A 14,842-nucleotide genomic window follows, 5' to 3' on the forward strand; every position below is an offset into this window, starting at 1 on the left:
GGCGGACGACCGGCACGATGAGAGGTACCCAATAGTGGTGGTGCTCGAGGGCAACTGGTCGTGGCCGGCAGGCCGGATTCCGGCGCGCCGATCGTCGGCCAGGCCTGGCCCGCGCGCCGCGGGCGCTCGCGGACGGAGATGAGTCGGTGCTGGTCACCTGGGCGATCATCGAATCCTCCGATCTCGGCGAGGGGCCCACTGTTCCCTCTTGGCGTACGGATAGCGTACTTCTTCGGGTGTTCGTTGTCAGCAGAGTCCTGCGAACGGGTACGGACGTGGTAGCCAACCGCCCAAGCACGGACGGAGGCCTCGGCACGTGGAGACAAGGGGGCGGCTTGCGCGGGTTGTTGATAACCGGCCGCCGAAATACGGGGATCCTTTGGCGGCTGGAGCGGGTGGCAGCTGGCGCCCCGCGGCAGTGCGTGACCGTCAGGACACCCCGGGAGCATGCCGCGGCGCTGCGGATGGCCAGTGCCGACGTCGATGTCGTTGTGCTCGACGGCCACGGCACCGGCGCACCAGACGATCGTCCGGTGTTCGGTGGGAGGACGTCCGTGGTGCCCTTCGCGGCGGAGAGGATCCGGCAGGACACCGGTGAGGGCATTCGTGCACCGGTGTTCGTGCTCGGATGCTGCCACGGCGGCACTTCGGCCTACCGCACCGTGATCGAGCAGAGCCTCGATCGGCCCACGGTGGCGTTCCTCGGTTGCACACGCCAGCCCGGCCGAAACGAGGCAACCACCGTGTTTCCCCTCGTGCTGCAGATCCTGGACGAGCTGGGCGAGCAAGTACGCTCACCCGAGACAGTGCATGCTGCCTTCGTCGACCACTGCGGGGCGTTCGGTGGGGGATGGATTCCCTACCTGCTTTCCCGAACGGACGTCTCTCCGTGATGAGTCGAGTTCGGGTGCTCGGTTCCCGGCGTCCAGTGCTGGGCGACCCAGTTTTCCTGGTCGAGTCGGGTGGCGATGTCGACGGCGAGTCGGTAGGCGGCCAGCCGGGTGAGCTGACTGCCGTCGCGCAACTCGACCATCAGCTTCGACACGTCGAGGTGGAGCGCGATGGTGATCGCGATGCTGCGCATGGCCTCGACGACGATGTCCTCAGCAAGGCCATGGTGCTGCGAGACCTCGGCGACCAGCTCGTCCAGCTCGGCCTGCGTGAAACCCGCGCCAACGAGCGGCCGGGCCGCGCGCCACGCGGCCCGATGCTGCGCTTCGGACCTGTCGTGCGCGTCGTAGCGATGGTTTGCACCGGCTTGCTGAGCGGCTCGCGGATGGCGGTAGAGCCCTGCCCAAGTACCGCAGTCGGGACAGCGCCAGTAGTGCGCGTCGCGGGCGGCGGCGCCGATCTCGACGCCCCGGGTGAGACGCCACTCCCGCCAGCTCATGGTCGGGGCGGGCCCGAGCAGCGGGACGGGATCCTCAGAGCGCACGGAGGGGCTCCAGGTGGCCACGTCCGGTCCGGCGAGCCACGCGCTGTCGCTTTCCTTGACGGCGGTCCTCATACCCGTTCACCGACCCTCCGGGGCAGCGGAGAAGTCATCGGCGCCACGAGCGCGGCATCCTGGCCCTCCACGATCGGGCGGACGAACGCGATACCGCGAGCGACGTCCTCGCAGCACCTGTACCGGCCGTCCGGGTTGACGCGGGTCATGACGGTGGTTCCGGTCGCGGGCAGGAGAATCTGGACCCAGGTTCCGGGACGCACGGCGATGGGCGCTGGCGTGCCCGACAGGTCGACGGCAATGTGGTCGGTGCTCATGCTGATCCTCATTTCCCGATCTCGGGTGGAGGGCCGTTCTCCTCCTTGGCGTATCAGAAGCATACCGCAAGGCGCAGGCCGGATACAAGACAGCTGCCCGCCAACGACTACACGATTCCGTGTGTCACAAGGAATCCACATAGGACGATGTCTGTTGTTCGGGGTCGGCGCATTTCGGGTAGGGCTGCTGAGCGGTGTGTCCGAGCGCGACACGTTCACGGGCTCGTCGGTTGCCGCCGAGCTGCCACGCGTAGCGATGCGCGCCGCGGTGCCGCAGCCTGCGGGCACCGATCATGTTCAAGGCCTCGCGTAGCCAGACCGCGGGCGTTCCGCCAGCGCGGGGGATCGGTGCGCCGAGGGCGATGAGCCGGTGCTCGACGTAGCGGTGGCCCTGCTCTTGCCGGCGGACCTTTTGCGCGGCGCGGGCGTTGAGGATCGTGCCGTCCGGCAGCAGCGTGAGTGTCCGGGCGGTAGCGCGTCCGGTGTAGACCGCGTTGCTGGCCTGGTAGATCGTCCCGACATGCCCGACCGCGGTGAGATGTCCCGCGGAATTGCGACGCGGTACCGGGTCGGCGAACGAGAGCACCCCGCGGATCCCGGCGGCGCGGAGCTCGTCGTGGCAGCGCGCGAGAAACCAGCTCTCGGCATTCGCCAGGCACTCGTCCTTGAGCACGAATCGCGAGCAGTCCAGCGATTCGACGCCGGGTTCGAGGCCGGGGAAGGCCCGCGTAAGCACCGTCGGCCCCGCCGGCGTGCCGAACACCGCGACACCCACCAGACGCGGCTCGCCATCGGCGACGTCGAACAGCCCGAATCGCCGCGTCGCGGCGGGATACGAGCCGGAGTAGTGGTGTTCGACCACGAACGCCTTCGCGGAGGCCTCCGCCAGCTCGGCGACCACGTAGTGGCACGAGTCGAACCCGCCATCCCGAATGTGGCGCCAGGAGTGCCGCCGCCGATTCCAGCGCTGGCACCATGGGGACGCGGTCGGGATTTCGCACAGGTCGGTGAACGGCAGCGCCAGCTGCGACGCGGCGCTCACCGCCCCGCTCCCGCCGCGTGGCGTTCGGCCAGCCGCGGGGGAATCGCGGTCGGGCCGGACAGAGTATCGGCGCAGACGATGTTGCGGTCGAGGTAGGTGATCGGCAACATCCCGCGGGCCTCGAACCACAGCGCGGCCTTGGCGAGCTCGACGGCGACGGGGTCGACGTCGACGCCGAAGATGGACTCCGACAGGACCTCGGGCAGCACGATCGCGACGGTGAGCTCGGTGGCCTCGCCGAAGAGGCGCTCGGCGTAGCGGGCGGCGATCGCGCGCGCGGCGACGGTCAGGACCACCCCGGCGCCGCAAGCCGGATCCAGGGTGAGCGCCTGCAAAACGTTGCCAGGGTCGGGATGCTCGGCAAGCCGGTCCAGCTGTGGCTGCAGGGACAGCCGCACGGTGGCTTCGGCGAGGACGGGCGGGGTGTACCAGGCGCCGGTCAGACCGAGGAGATGTTCGTAGGCGGCGCCGACGTCGTGGAACTCCCATCTGGCCAGGTCAAGGGCCTGCAGGCGCGTGCGGGCCTGCTCGAGCGTCGTCTCCTCGACGCGCGTCGGCAGGGCGGGCCAGGCGGGTGGGGTGTGTCCGCGCCGGGCGGCGAGCCGGTCGACGAGCAGCCGCATGACGGCCTGCTCGGCGTGCGGATGGTCACCGAGACATTCGCGGGCGGCGCGCACGATCCGGGTCGCCGAGGTCATGGCCGCCGTCCTTCGCGGCCCCCAGTCAGGTTCTGGACGGCCCAGCCGGATTGGCCGAGCTCGGTGGCGACGTCGACGGCGAGACGGTGCGCCGCGGCCGCGGTGAGGCGGTGGCCGTCGCGCAGATGGAACAACAGGTCATCGACGGAGCCGCCATGGCGGATGGCGACCGCGACGGTGCGCACGGCCTGGGCCCCTGCCGCCTCGGTCAGCTCGTGGCGCTGTGCGAGGTCGGCGACAAGCTGGGCGAGGACCTTGCGGGTGAAGCCCGTGCCGACGAGCGGTCGGGCCTCCCGGTGCGCTTCGAGGCGCAGCCCGGCGAGCCGGTCATGTGCCTCGTAGCGGTGGTCCATCCCGGCGCGCTTGCCGGCGTGGGCATCGGCGTAGGGGCCCGCCCAGGTCCGGCAGATCGGGCAGCGCCAGTAGTGCGCGTCGCGCGCCGTGGCGCCGATTTCGATGTTCTGGCTGGACATCCAATCGAGCCAGGTCATCGCCGGGGCAGGCCCGGACTGCGGAATCGGGTCGGCGGCGCATACGTCGGCGGTCCAGGTGGCTGCATCCGGTCCGTCGGACCACGCGTGGTCGGTCTCCTCGGCGGTGCGGCGGGTGAGGTCGGCGAGAAAGCCGGGCAGGGCATGGCGGATCGCCGTCTCGCTCACGTCGACTCGATACTCGTCGCGGGCGAGCACCTCACCGAGATCGGCGGCGAGCATGCCCAGGTCCAGGGTGCCGCTCATGCTCGCTCACCCGGCAGAATCAGCGGCGTTTCCCGGGTCGTCGGCGACAAGACCAGAACCCAGGTTCCGGGCTGAAACGCGACGGGCGACGTGCGTCCCCGCAGAGAGATAGCGACGTGGCTGCTCATACTCAACCTCGATTTCCCGATCTCGGGTGAGGGGCCCACTCCCTCTTGGCGTATGGCAATCATACCCGAAAATGTGAGGCGAGGCAAGACATCCGCCTGCGCAGAGACCAGCCCGGAGCGGCATCCGACACTTCTGTGTCCTATTAAGAATTTCTGGCTGAACGCCACCCGTGGCTAGGAGGTCAGCGTGAGCAGACCGGCCATAGCGGATCAGTTTTTCGGAGCTTTCCTGGTCGTTAGGAACGCGGTTGCCGCGTCGGTGCGAGGGGCAGGGCCGAGATGTTGTGCCAGCGGTAGCAGGGTGGGTCCTGGACTACGTCGACCAGGTCGACCAGGTCGACGAGGAGTTCGGTGCGGGTTCCGGTGGCGCGGCGCAGGCGGCCTCCCAGCGGTCCGGAATCGCCGGTCCCAGTGCCGTAGGCGAGCGTGATGTGGGGGCGTTCGTTTGCGGCGAGGTCGGCGGTGCCGGGGCCCAGCACGGTGTCGATGACCTCGACGGCCGCGGCGGCCAGCGCGGTGACGTCGTGGTCCGGGGTCACGTCCAGCACGAGCGAGGTGTCGCCGACCAGTGCCGGGCCGACGGTGACCCGGATCGGCTCGAGCTCGCCCAGCCGCTCGCGCAGCGCCGCCGCCAGCTGGGCGCGGGCTGCGGGGTCGATATCGGCGGTGGGGGTGGTGATTTGGGCGATGGTGAGGTGCAGCCAGCGGTCGGGGACCACGGCCAGGAATCCGGCGTCGGCCAGGATCGGGCAGTAGATCTTCAGCAGTGGAGCGAGCGCGTCGACGTCGGGCTGGTGGTAGACGTGCAGCCGAGTCTGCTCGGCCGGCCAGCGCCGCGCCGGGTTGAAAAACTCCCTCACCGATCACCACCGTCGCGGTCGTGGGAGTTGAGGTTGTAGTCGCCGCTGGTGTCGTACCAGTCGAAGGTGTTCCAGTGGTGCACCAGGTGCACCAGGTGGCCCAGCCGGGTGATGACGCTGTTGCGGGCGGCGGTGATCGCGGACAACGCCTGCTGGCGAATCGGTTCCCACCGCGGCGATGACGGTCCCTCGGTGCGCAGTGCGGCGGCGAAGCTGGTCCAGGGCTCGCGGATCCGGCCAGCGGGCCAGTCCAGGTGGCCGGGGCTGCACTCGAGTAGTTTCCAGGCGCGAGCACGATCGTCCAGCACGGCGATGGCGTCGGCCAGCCGGATGTCGTACACCTCCATCGTGCCCCGCGGCGGGCCATCGTCGTCGCGGGCGTAGAGGTCCAGGCCGCTCTGATAGAGGGCCAGCCCGAGCAGGGTGAGCACATCCCGACCGACCTCGACCGGACGCCCGCTGCCGTCGGCGTGCCGGGACTGGTCGCTGGTGTGCAGGAATTGCGCCAGGATCGCGGCCGCGTAGTCCATGCACTGACTGAACGGGGCCCGGTCGCTCCGGACCCGCAGATCCTGCTCGAACTCCTCCTGCATCGTCACGCCCTCGCTCGTCACGTGGTTCATGCTGCCAGCGCGGGAGGTGAGGCGCTGGACATCGCGAGTACATCCACGACGAGGCACGTCTGGTCGCTTCCACGGCGCGCGATCGCCGGGACGCAGTCCTCCCCGTCGACAGTGCTGGCGTCGCGGCGGCGGGCCGACTCAGCCCGCTGCCGCTGATCATGCCGGTCGACCTCGACGCGATCGCCGAGGTGACCCGGATACTCGTGCGAGCGTTGGACAACGCGGTCGAAGCCAGCCTTGCGTACTACCCGTCGCCGGTGTCGGCCCGGGTGATGGGCGCCAAACGCAAGATCGGGGTCGGGATCTGCGGCCTGGCGGACCTGCTGCTCGCCGCCGGGCTGCCGTACGACAGCGCCGAGGCCCGGCGGCTGACCCAGGAGGTGCTCGCGCTGGTCAACTACGTCTCCAAGCTCGCCTCCGTCGACCTCGCCCAGTCCCGTGGCGGCTGCCCGGCGGTGTCCGGAGGCCGCTCCCGCTATCGCGACCCGGCGTTCCTACGTCGCTTCGGTGACCTCGAGGTGGACAGCGTCACCCGCGAGGCCTGGGCCGCGCTGGCCGACCGGATCGCCGCCACCGGGCAGCTGCGCAACGCCTCAACGACCGCGATCCCGCCGACCGGGCGTTCCGCACCGGTCGTGCACGCCTCGACCGGGATCGAGCCATTGTTCCGGCTCTCCGACGACCGACCTGGTCACCAGCGCGCCAGCGTCGTCGCCGCGCTCACTCGTGGCGGGCGAAGCGATGTGCTGGGGTTCGTCGACACGAACGGGCGCCTTCCGGACGATCCGAGTCTGCCCGAGCGGTTGCGTGCGGTTCTGGCGACCGCGACGCAGATCCGCCCGGCGGGGCACCTGGCGATGGCGGCCGCGGTGCAGGCCTGCGTCGACGAGGCGGTGTCCAAGACGGTGAACCTGCCGACGTCGGCGCGGGCGAGCGACGTGTACGACACCTACGCAGCCGCGTTCGAGGCAGGCTGCAAGGGCATTACCGTGTATGTCGACGGATCCCGCGACGTCCAGCCGCAAGCCCTCGCCACCGCGCGCGCGACCACCAGCTGAGGAGAAGCCTCGTGCCCGACCAGGAGTACGTGTTTGACACCAAACACGATCGCTACCCGCTCGCTGTGCACGTTTTCCTTGTCCGGCAAGGGAAAAGCCTGCTGATGCGTCGCGCCGGGTCCGGCTACGCCGACGGCCTGCTGGGACTGCCCGCGGGGCACGTCGACCTGGGTGAGACACCGTCCGCGTCTGCGGTCCGTGAAGTCGACGAGGAACTCGGCATCACCCTCGACCCGGCCACGCTGCGGCCGGGCGGCACGATGTTCCGCCTCAGCCAGGAACCCCGTGTGGACATCTTCTACGTCGCCGATGCCTGGACGGGAACACCGCAGATCCGGGAACCGCACAAGTGCACCGAGCTGGTCTGGGCCAATCCCGAGCGGCTGCCCGATGACGCGCTCGAGTTCATCGGGCAAGCGTGGGACGACGCGCAGAGCGGACGTATCCTGCGCGAGTTCGGCTTCACGCCGATCCCGGCATAGCCACTGCGTTTCAACATCTACGCGGGAATGGTGGCCGGTCAGCCCGTCTGAGTGAGGCCTCGGCATCCTGGGCAGAGGTAGCCGTGCACGGCGCGGCCCTGCATCGTCCATCGCTCGTAGCGAATCCATGTCTCGGCCGTCGGCTCGGGCTCGCACTGGCACCAGCTGTCAGTGCGAGCACCGCGGCCGTCGGCAGTCAACGTCGCGTGCTCGTGCGGGCCGAGGGCTGCGGCCCACCCCTTCGGGTCGCTCGACACATTCGCCGCTCGATCGGCGTGCTCACACTTCTGCTTCGACCAGCCACCCCTGGCCTTCACCAGGCGACCATCGGGAGTGTCAACCACGGTGCGGAGATCGGCGGCCAGGATCTCGCGGGCGAGAGCGATGTGCAGCGGCACCCAGCGGCCTTCGATATGGACTTCGATCGTGTGCGGAAGCTGACAATGGCCTGCGGACTCGACACCAGCGAGATATCCCTGAGCGGCCGCCAGGTTGCGGGTCTGATGGGTGTAGTCACGGCAGACAACCCGGTGCGGGTGCTGGCTGGCCATGCTGTCCTCCTGGGGCTCCCGTTCGCGGCGAACGCCTTCCCCGATGTCCGGGGATCTGACTGGAGAAGCTGTGTGAGTTGGCGGGAGCGGCCCGGCCTGGCTCGGGTGCCGGAACCGGGCACGCGGCAGGGCCTTCCTGCCGCCCGGTGGTCCGGACCCCCTCGTGCCCCCGGCTGGTGTCGAGCCGTAGCGTCGTGTTCGCGCGCCGGGGGCGAATATTCAGTTGGCGGGTTTGGGGGCGACGTCGAGCAGACCGTTGCGGAACGCGGTGCTGACGGATTCCACTTCGACGAGTCGGGACTCGCGCGGGTAGCCCATGAAGGTCTGAGTAGTGATCGTCGGGCCAGCGGCATCCAGCGCGGCTTGGACGGCCGCCTCGCCTACGTTGTAGGCGTCACGAAGGTCCGCGCCCTGTGCGTCGAGGAGCACGACTACCGCGACGCGGTGCGTTTCCAGGTCGGTGTTCGGGTTCGACATCCGTGTTCTCCGTTCCCGGTGAGGGGCCTTCTCCCTCTTGGCGTATGGAAAACATACTTCAAGGGAGGGGGTGGGCGCAACCCCTCGACGCAGAGAATCTTCGACATTGGGGACGACGGTCAGTGTCGCCGCGGACGTCGTCGCCGCGCGGGGGCTGGTCGAGGGGCCACCGGTTCGGGGATCCGGCCAGTGCGCTGCATTGCGTGCAGCCAGGTATCGGCTTGCTCGTCGAGCCACTGCTGCGCGGCGAGGCGCTCGCGGCAGGAGGGGCGCCCGGCGAAGTAGTGCTCGCCGTTACTCAGCTGGCGGTCGGGGGACCACACGCAGGCGTAGGGGTGGCCGAGCCAGGTGAAGTTCCACCGGGTGCCGTCTTGGGCCCGGCGGGTGGTCGTGACGGGCCGTTCGGGCGTGACGTAGGAGCGTGCGGCGCCGCGGTCGTGGTGGTGCTGCCAGCCGTCGGTGGTGAACTCCGCGGCGACGGTCCGATAGAGCCAACTGCTGAAGACGCCCATGATCGAGTCGCGGGGGCCTGGTGCGGGCAGCTGGGCGCGGCTCCAAGTGACGATGGCGGCGTAGAGGTCGTCGAAGTCGTCGCTGGGACTGGAGATGCCGTGCGCGGCGAGCCAGGCGAGTTCCCAACCGTGAGTGCGTTCCATCAGCCAGCCGGTGGACAGGACGCCCGGGGTCCGGCCGGAGGCGTCGAGGCCGATCAGCGGGTACCAATCGGCGATGTTGGCGTGGGCGATCTCGATATGGGATCCGCCGGCGTAGCGGTACCGGAAAACGCCCTCGGTGGGCCCCCACGAACGGTGCTGCCAGGGATCGGCGGCGTAGTCACGCAGGCCCGCGCCGAGCTCGCTGCCGCGCCACCACGTGTCGCAGAGCGCGTCGAACGCCGCCTGGGTCCACGGGAAGAGATGCGTCGGGGTGCCGTGGTCCGGCTCGCGGATATCGACCCGGTCGGGGAATGCCCCGGCGGGCAAGCTGTTCCCGGAACGGATCAGGATCTGCATCCCGCCGTCCCAGCTGAAGTGGAGATCGGCGTCGGGGTGATGGAAGGTCAGCACGAGGTTCCTCGGGGTCAGGCGGCGGCCGCGGGGCCGTCGGCCACCGGCGTGGTGTGGTCGCGGCGGAACGGACCGGGATCGGGGTAGTGGGCGGGGTAGAGCTGGTGGGCGAGGCGAGCGGTGGCCCAGGCGAGCGCGCGCTCGCGCAGCTTCACCGCGGCGTCGAACTCCGGGCTGTCGAAGGCGATGCCCCGGCCGGTGTCGGCGGGAACGACGGAGTTGGCGACGACGCGCGCGGCGCGTTCGGCGACGCCGTCGACGACGCGCTCGCGCACGCGGTCGGGGGAGAGGGTGTCGCGGATGTGCCCGCGTGGTGAGGTGAGCAGGTAGGCGTCGTGGCCGTCGCGCACGACCCAGCGCAGGTTGCGGGGGGCTAGGGCCCAGATCTCGCCGTGGCCGCCGTCGTCGTCGAGTTCGAGGAGCGCGCCGGGTTCCCAGGGTTCGGGGGTGAAGTGCCCGTCGCCCGGTTTGGGCGTGCGGGGGCGGCGCGGGTGTCGGGGTGAAGCGCGCGTTCTCCGCCTCGTCGAGGATCGCGACGCGTTCGCCGGTGATCTTGGCGTAGGTCGCCGGCATGACTTCGTGCTCGGGCGGCAGGGCGGGAAAGGCGAACCTGGTGCCGCGCACGGTGTAGTGGTCGTGGGTGTGCTTGCCCTCGGCGTTGATGTAGGCGGTGGGCGTGTGTGCCATCGGCTTGTGACCTCCTTTCGCCCGCGAACGCAACGCGGTTAGACGGCGAAGGGGTCATGGGCGTGCTGCGCCTCGGGACGCCACATGGGCGCGGTGACGTAGTCGAGCGCGGCGGTGATCGCCGCCTCGGCGGTGTCGTGGTCGCCGGGCAGGAATTCGGCCTCCTCACCGTCGATGCGTACGACCTGGAACAGGTAGTCGTCGAACACGGGGTGATCGGAGTTCTGCACCACCACGGCGCGCACCGAACGCATCTCGGCGTGGCCGGGTATTTCCGACATGAGCGCGATGACCCAGATGGCCAATTCCGTGTGCCGGATCTCGATCCACCAGCGTGGTGCCGGGCCAGGTGCCGTCGGGTCTGCGGGTTCGGGTCGTATCAGCACTTTGGGACCGAGGTAGTCGGCGATGAACGTGGCGAGGGCCTGGACCTGGTCGGTGGTGGGGCGTGGCATCGTGCTTCTCCGTTCTCGGTGAGGGGCCTTCTTCCCCTTGGCGTATCGCGCGCATACCGAAACACGGGAGAGTGCGACGACGACGGCGCCGGATGCTGCTGTGGGGTAACGGAAGTCGGCGCGTCCACATCGGACGCGCCGACCGCGCGATCTGGTCAGACGGCGCAGGCGTCGTGGGCGTGCTGCGCGTCGGCATGCCACGCGGGCGCGGCGACGTAGTCGAGCGCGGCTCCGATCGCAGCCTCCAGGCCACGGAAGTCACCCGCGAGGACCACGGGCTCTCCGGTCTCGAAGTAGACGACGTCGAATCCGTACTGGGTGCGCTCGATCGAGACGTTGCGCAGGAGACGTTCGCCCTGCTCGAGGGGAAGCTCCAGGAGGGTCAGAAGCCAGATCCGAGGTTCCTTGTGCAGGACCTCGATCCAGTACGACTGCGTCGGCCCCGCCGCGTTGAGAAGGATCTCGGCGTAGCCGTCACCGGCGATGGCGGCGACGAGTTCCTGGAACCGTTCTGCGGTGGGACGCGACATGTGCTTCTCCGTTCTCGGTGAGGGGCCCTTCTCCCTCTTGGCGTATGGAGATCATACCTAAAGATGTGTCCGGGCACAACCGGGCGGAAGATCGCCGTGCCGCATGCCCGTGCGGACCGCCCGGCTTGATACCGACATGCGGGCACGACGGCTTCGCAGGCGCTCGTCGTGCCCCTTGGCTCACGGCAGGACGTGCGCGTTCACGGATTCCAGCGCAGCCGCCTCAGACGTGGCGTCGGAGAGGTAGGCGGCGGCCATGGCGTCGAATTCGGCGCACTCTTCGACCTGGCCGGGGAGCCGGTAGACCATGGAGCCGCCGGGGTTAGGGATGCCGCGGTCGTCGACAGCTGCTTTCCAGGCGGCCGCCTCGGTGCGGTGGCCGGTCGTAGCGAACTCGAAAGTGTCGACGTCGTAGCCGACGTCGTGTTCCTCGTCGTAGTCCTCGCCACGTTCCTCGAACGGCGGCTCGATGACGGTGAAGAAGCCCATGCACCACGTTCCGTCAGGCGCCTGCCAGGTGACGTTCTCTCGGCTGAAGCTCATTCTGTCCTCCAGGGACTCCCGTTCTCGGCGAGGGGCCCGCTTCCCTCTTGGCGTATGAACATCATACTTTATCGGCGGCGGTGGCACAAGACACAGAATTCCCGTGATCTGCGGTGACGGCCGGCGGCGTCGCGCACCGCGGGTTCCGAGGGGAGAGGCCCTCGAAACCTGCTGCCGTCGCGCCGTGCCGAGGTCACCTGTGGACCCGGGACTTTCCTGGCGAGGGCGTCAGGACTCGGGACGGTTGCCCAGGGCGGGGCGTCATTCCTTGACGGTGAAGCGCCACATCTCGCCGGATCCGACCTCCACGGTCACGGGAAACTGGCCGAACGTGGCGCGGCCGTTCGTCACCAGGTCTACCAGATCGGCGGCGGAGGCCGGGTCGTCGTCGAGGGGCATCCCGATGGGGAGAAAGGTGTCTCCGGCGCGGGCGGCGGCGGCGTATTCGAAGTTGGTGATCGTGCCGAACTCGATCGCGGTGGTGATGTCGGCGCTGCGGCCGGACCAGCGGACGAACATCAGTTCACCGGTGGCGGCGGAGCGAAACTCGGTGCTCATCGTGCCTCCGTGGATTCCCGTTCCCGGTGAGGGGCCTACTTCCCTCTTGGCGTATGAGCAACATACTTCATGCGGTGGTGGTGGTGCAAGCCGCCGCCCGTGCCGGGTGCGGGGTTACGGCGTGCCGTGCGAGGTGTTCGCGAGTGCGGCGGCGAGCGGGATTCGGCGCTGGGGTGGGACGGTGTGTTCGGGGATCGTCCAGCGGGGTTTTCCGAGGGTTTCGGCGACGGCGTGGCGTGGGACGGGGTCGGGGAGCGGGTGTCCGTCGGAGAGGATGTCGCTGCGGCGGACGGTGGCGGTGGTGAGGCGGGCGCGGCCGGTGTGCAGGTGGGGGCAGGCCGCGGCGGCGAGGCGGACGCAGCGCGGGTGGAGCGCGCAGTCGGTGAGCACGGTGTAGGCGGAGCGGATGGGCCGGGCGGAGAGGATGACCGCGGCGCGGGGCGGAAGGTTCTCGCCGCAAACCTGGCAGGCCCAGGCTTGCTGGGCTTCCTGGCGGCGCCGGCCGTCGAGCAGGAGCCAGCAGGGGATGCCGTCGACGACGGGGACGAGCCAGGGGTGCGGGCGGCCGTCGATGAGCGGGCGGGGCCAGCCGGGTCCGGGGGCGGGGACGTCTTCGCCGCGCGCGACTCGCCGGTGCTGGGCGCGCCACAGGTCGATGGGTGTGTCGAAGGCCGAGCACTGGAGGTTCGTGCAGACCAACTGCCAGTACGTGGTGTTCCAGAGCATCGGTTTGGCGCAGTGCTGGCAGCGGAACCGGGCGGCGAGGACGTCGAGGGTGACGGCCATGGCGAATCCCCTTTTCCTCTTGAGCGGGTGCTGGTGCTACCGCGGGGTTCGGACGAGCGCGAGCCGCGGGCGGGCGCCCGTCGGCCGCGGGACGTCGTGGCGGTCGCGGGTGAGGAGACCGAGCAGCAGTCCGGCGACGTCGTGGCGGTATAGGTGGGTTCCGGCGGCGAGCACGCCGAGCCCGTGACGGCGGCCGCTGAGCGCGGCGAACACGGTGTCCAGCTGCGGGGAGGTCTCGGCGTCCAGGACGGTCGGGTGGTGCGGGGTGTCGGCGCGGACCAGGTCGACGCAGACGGCGCGGTACTGGTCGGTGCTGAGCATGGCCAGATCGTGCAGGCGGTGGGCGAGCACGAGCGGCGCGACGCGCCAGGATTCCGCGTCGGCGACGACATCACCGGCGTGCGTCGTGTCCGGCATCCGGTCGCGGAGGCCGGGTTCGGGCAGGAGGAACGCCGCGGCGAACCGGTCGGCGTCGCGTTCGGCTTCGGCGCGAGGGTGGCGCCGGGTGCGGTGCAGGACGAGGTGGGCGAGCTCGTGCGCGGCGTCGTGGCGGCGCTGCGCGGCGGTCCGGGTGGTATCGAGCACGACGTAGGGGGTTGCGTCGTGCCAGAACGAGAACGACCCGATGGCGGAGCGTTCCAGCGGGAGCGTGGCGAGCCGGACGCCGTGGGTGTCCAGCAGGCGGGGCAGCGAGGGCGCCGGGCCGGTGCCGAGGCCCCGGCGGGCGCGGAGAATCCCGGCGGCGGTGGCCGGGTCGGTTCCGTCCAGCGGTGGCAGGTCGGTGTCGGGCAGCGGGATGTGCTGGTCGATCCAGCGGTAGATCTCGGTGACCAGAACGGCGATCGCGGCGGCGGCGTGCCGGCCGGTGTGGTCGAAGGCGGGCAGGGGGCGCAGGAACAGCGTCGTGGCGGGGATCGGGTCGGGGGCGGTGGTGGTGAGGAAGGCGGGCGGGACGTGGAGAACCTGCGCGAGCACGGCGGCCTGCCGCATGGTCGGGGCGCGGTGGCCGCGTTCGAGGTCGGCGAGCTGCGGGGTGGTCATGCCGCAGGCGTCGGCGAGCGCGAACGTGGTGAGGCCGCGCCGATGCCGGGCGAGCACGAGCCGTTGCGGGGTGAACATGATGCGGCGCTCCTTGACGGGGTCCGGTCGCGCGGTGGGACGGTGACGTCGGTTCGGTGCTGCGGGGAGGCCGGGATCCGTTCGTGCCGGGTGGTTCCCGGCCTTCCCGCGTGGTGGTGGGGTGTGGGCGACGGGCTAGCGGCGGGGCCGGAAGCCGAGGCTGCGGGCGACGACGAGGGTGAGGCGCCGGGTGTCGATGTCGTCGGGCATGAGGTAGCCCAGCTCGCAGCAGAGGTCGGTTTCCAGCTGGGTCTGCGTGCACATCTCGTCGGCGAGCATTTCCCGCGCGAATTCGATGAACCGGGCGCAGATGCCGGGGGCGAGGCCGAGTTCGGTGTGGACGGTGTGGATCTGCAGAGCGCGGGCGTGCATCTCGTTCCACAGGCCCGGCTGGGCGGCGCGCAGCGGCAGCACGTCGGTGACCGACATCTGTTCCAGGGTGTCGACCAGCGCGCGGCTGATGTGGGCGAGGTCCTTGTCGGAGCAGTCTTCGTAGGTGATGGTGTCCATCGGATGTCTCCCCGGTCTCGGGTGAGGGGCCTGTCTCCCTCTTGGCGTATGGCAAACATACCGCAAAAGTGGTTGTGGCACAAGGGCAAACGCGATGTTCGGGCAGGGAAGAGGGGTGGTGGGCCGCGCGGCTGGTGCGCGGCTCACCACCCTGGGTGTCACGCGGG

21 protein-coding genes are annotated in these 14,842 nt (G+C 70.0%); 3 read left to right on the forward strand and 18 right to left on the reverse strand.

What is annotated here, in order from left to right; genetic code table 11:
- Window positions 1-464 precede the first annotated feature (464 nt).
- Window positions 465-893 carry a hypothetical protein gene (locus tag ACFW0G_RS21830; RefSeq protein ID WP_378327187.1) on the forward strand — a complete coding sequence of 143 codons (429 nt, stop codon included), beginning with the start codon at window positions 465-467 and terminating at the stop codon, window positions 891-893.
- On the opposite strand, the gene ACFW0G_RS21835 is transcribed toward ACFW0G_RS21830, so the two are convergent.
- The 7 genes from ACFW0G_RS21835 to ACFW0G_RS21865 form a co-directional block, all read right to left on the reverse strand.
- Entirely contained in the window at window positions 860-1,507 is a 648-nt protein-coding gene (locus tag ACFW0G_RS21835; RefSeq protein ID WP_378327188.1) for a hypothetical protein, read from the reverse strand. The two genes, ACFW0G_RS21830 and ACFW0G_RS21835, sit on opposite strands and share 34 nt — an antisense overlap.
- On the reverse strand, window positions 1,504-1,764 hold the full coding sequence (locus ACFW0G_RS21840; RefSeq protein WP_378327189.1) for a hypothetical protein: 261 nt from the start codon (window positions 1,762-1,764) through the stop codon (window positions 1,504-1,506). Before ACFW0G_RS21840 ends, ACFW0G_RS21835 begins: the two co-directional genes overlap by 4 nt.
- 124 nt (window positions 1,765-1,888) lie before the next feature.
- Window positions 1,889-2,806 carry a hypothetical protein gene (locus ACFW0G_RS21845; RefSeq protein WP_378327190.1) on the reverse strand — a complete coding sequence of 306 codons (918 nt, stop codon included), beginning with the start codon at window positions 2,804-2,806 and terminating at the stop codon, window positions 1,889-1,891.
- Complete coding sequence (locus ACFW0G_RS21850) at window positions 2,803-3,504, reverse strand: hypothetical protein (protein ID WP_378327191.1); 702 nt, start codon at window positions 3,502-3,504, stop codon at window positions 2,803-2,805. The genes ACFW0G_RS21845 and ACFW0G_RS21850 overlap by 4 nt, the downstream gene beginning before the upstream one ends.
- On the reverse strand, window positions 3,501-4,241 hold the full coding sequence (locus tag ACFW0G_RS21855; RefSeq protein ID WP_378327192.1) for a hypothetical protein: 741 nt from the start codon (window positions 4,239-4,241) through the stop codon (window positions 3,501-3,503). The genes ACFW0G_RS21850 and ACFW0G_RS21855 overlap by 4 nt, the downstream gene beginning before the upstream one ends.
- A 364-nt stretch (window positions 4,242-4,605) precedes the next feature.
- A complete protein-coding gene (locus ACFW0G_RS21860) occupies window positions 4,606-5,229 on the reverse strand; it encodes a 2'-5' RNA ligase family protein (RefSeq protein WP_378327193.1) in 624 nt (207 codons plus the stop codon).
- Complete coding sequence (locus tag ACFW0G_RS21865; protein ID WP_378327194.1) at window positions 5,226-5,843, reverse strand: hypothetical protein; 618 nt, start codon at window positions 5,841-5,843, stop codon at window positions 5,226-5,228. The genes ACFW0G_RS21860 and ACFW0G_RS21865 overlap by 4 nt, the downstream gene beginning before the upstream one ends.
- A 167-nt stretch (window positions 5,844-6,010) precedes the next feature.
- Between ACFW0G_RS21865 and ACFW0G_RS21870 the strand changes: the two genes are divergently transcribed.
- A complete protein-coding gene (locus ACFW0G_RS21870; RefSeq protein ID WP_378327195.1) occupies window positions 6,011-6,910 on the forward strand; it encodes a hypothetical protein in 900 nt (299 codons plus the stop codon).
- 11 nt (window positions 6,911-6,921) lie between these two features.
- On the forward strand, window positions 6,922-7,392 hold the full coding sequence (locus ACFW0G_RS21875) for an NUDIX domain-containing protein (protein ID WP_378327196.1): 471 nt from the start codon (window positions 6,922-6,924) through the stop codon (window positions 7,390-7,392).
- Between the two features lie 38 nt (window positions 7,393-7,430).
- Here ACFW0G_RS21875 and ACFW0G_RS21880 read toward each other — a convergent pair whose 3' ends face one another.
- From ACFW0G_RS21880 to ACFW0G_RS21930, 11 genes are all read right to left on the reverse strand, one after another.
- Window positions 7,431-7,943, reverse strand: coding sequence for a hypothetical protein (locus tag ACFW0G_RS21880; RefSeq protein WP_378327197.1), 513 nt, complete (start codon window positions 7,941-7,943; stop codon window positions 7,431-7,433).
- Window positions 7,944-8,162: 219 nt separating this feature from the next.
- Window positions 8,163-8,420: a hypothetical protein gene (locus ACFW0G_RS21885; protein WP_378327198.1), complete on the reverse strand. Its 258-nt coding sequence runs from the start codon at window positions 8,418-8,420 to the stop codon at window positions 8,163-8,165.
- 119 nt (window positions 8,421-8,539) lie between these two features.
- A complete protein-coding gene (locus tag ACFW0G_RS21890) occupies window positions 8,540-9,487 on the reverse strand; it encodes a hypothetical protein (RefSeq protein WP_378327199.1) in 948 nt (315 codons plus the stop codon).
- Between the two features lie 14 nt (window positions 9,488-9,501).
- A complete protein-coding gene (locus ACFW0G_RS21895; RefSeq protein WP_378327200.1) occupies window positions 9,502-9,837 on the reverse strand; it encodes a hypothetical protein in 336 nt (111 codons plus the stop codon).
- A gap of 375 nt (window positions 9,838-10,212) precedes the next feature.
- A complete protein-coding gene (locus ACFW0G_RS21900) occupies window positions 10,213-10,629 on the reverse strand; it encodes a hypothetical protein (RefSeq protein ID WP_378327201.1) in 417 nt (138 codons plus the stop codon).
- A gap of 155 nt (window positions 10,630-10,784) precedes the next feature.
- Window positions 10,785-11,159, reverse strand: a complete 375-nt coding sequence (locus tag ACFW0G_RS21905; RefSeq protein ID WP_378327202.1) for a hypothetical protein — start codon at window positions 11,157-11,159, stop codon at window positions 10,785-10,787.
- Between the two features lie 180 nt (window positions 11,160-11,339).
- Window positions 11,340-11,702, reverse strand: a complete 363-nt coding sequence (locus ACFW0G_RS21910) for a hypothetical protein (RefSeq protein WP_378327203.1) — start codon at window positions 11,700-11,702, stop codon at window positions 11,340-11,342.
- A gap of 261 nt (window positions 11,703-11,963) precedes the next feature.
- Complete coding sequence (locus ACFW0G_RS21915; protein ID WP_378327204.1) at window positions 11,964-12,260, reverse strand: hypothetical protein; 297 nt, start codon at window positions 12,258-12,260, stop codon at window positions 11,964-11,966.
- Window positions 12,261-12,374: 114 nt separating this feature from the next.
- On the reverse strand, window positions 12,375-13,046 hold the full coding sequence (locus tag ACFW0G_RS21920) for a hypothetical protein (RefSeq protein WP_378327205.1): 672 nt from the start codon (window positions 13,044-13,046) through the stop codon (window positions 12,375-12,377).
- Window positions 13,047-13,082: 36 nt separating this feature from the next.
- Entirely contained in the window at window positions 13,083-14,165 is a 1,083-nt protein-coding gene (locus ACFW0G_RS21925; protein WP_378327206.1) for a helix-turn-helix domain-containing protein, read from the reverse strand.
- A gap of 135 nt (window positions 14,166-14,300) precedes the next feature.
- Window positions 14,301-14,675, reverse strand: a complete 375-nt coding sequence (locus ACFW0G_RS21930) for a hypothetical protein (protein WP_378327207.1) — start codon at window positions 14,673-14,675, stop codon at window positions 14,301-14,303.
- Window positions 14,676-14,842 lie beyond the last annotated feature (167 nt).

The sequence above is a fragment of the Amycolatopsis sp. NPDC058986 genome (assembly GCF_042741125.1).
In the GTDB taxonomy this organism is placed as follows: domain Bacteria; phylum Actinomycetota; class Actinomycetes; order Mycobacteriales; family Pseudonocardiaceae; genus Amycolatopsis.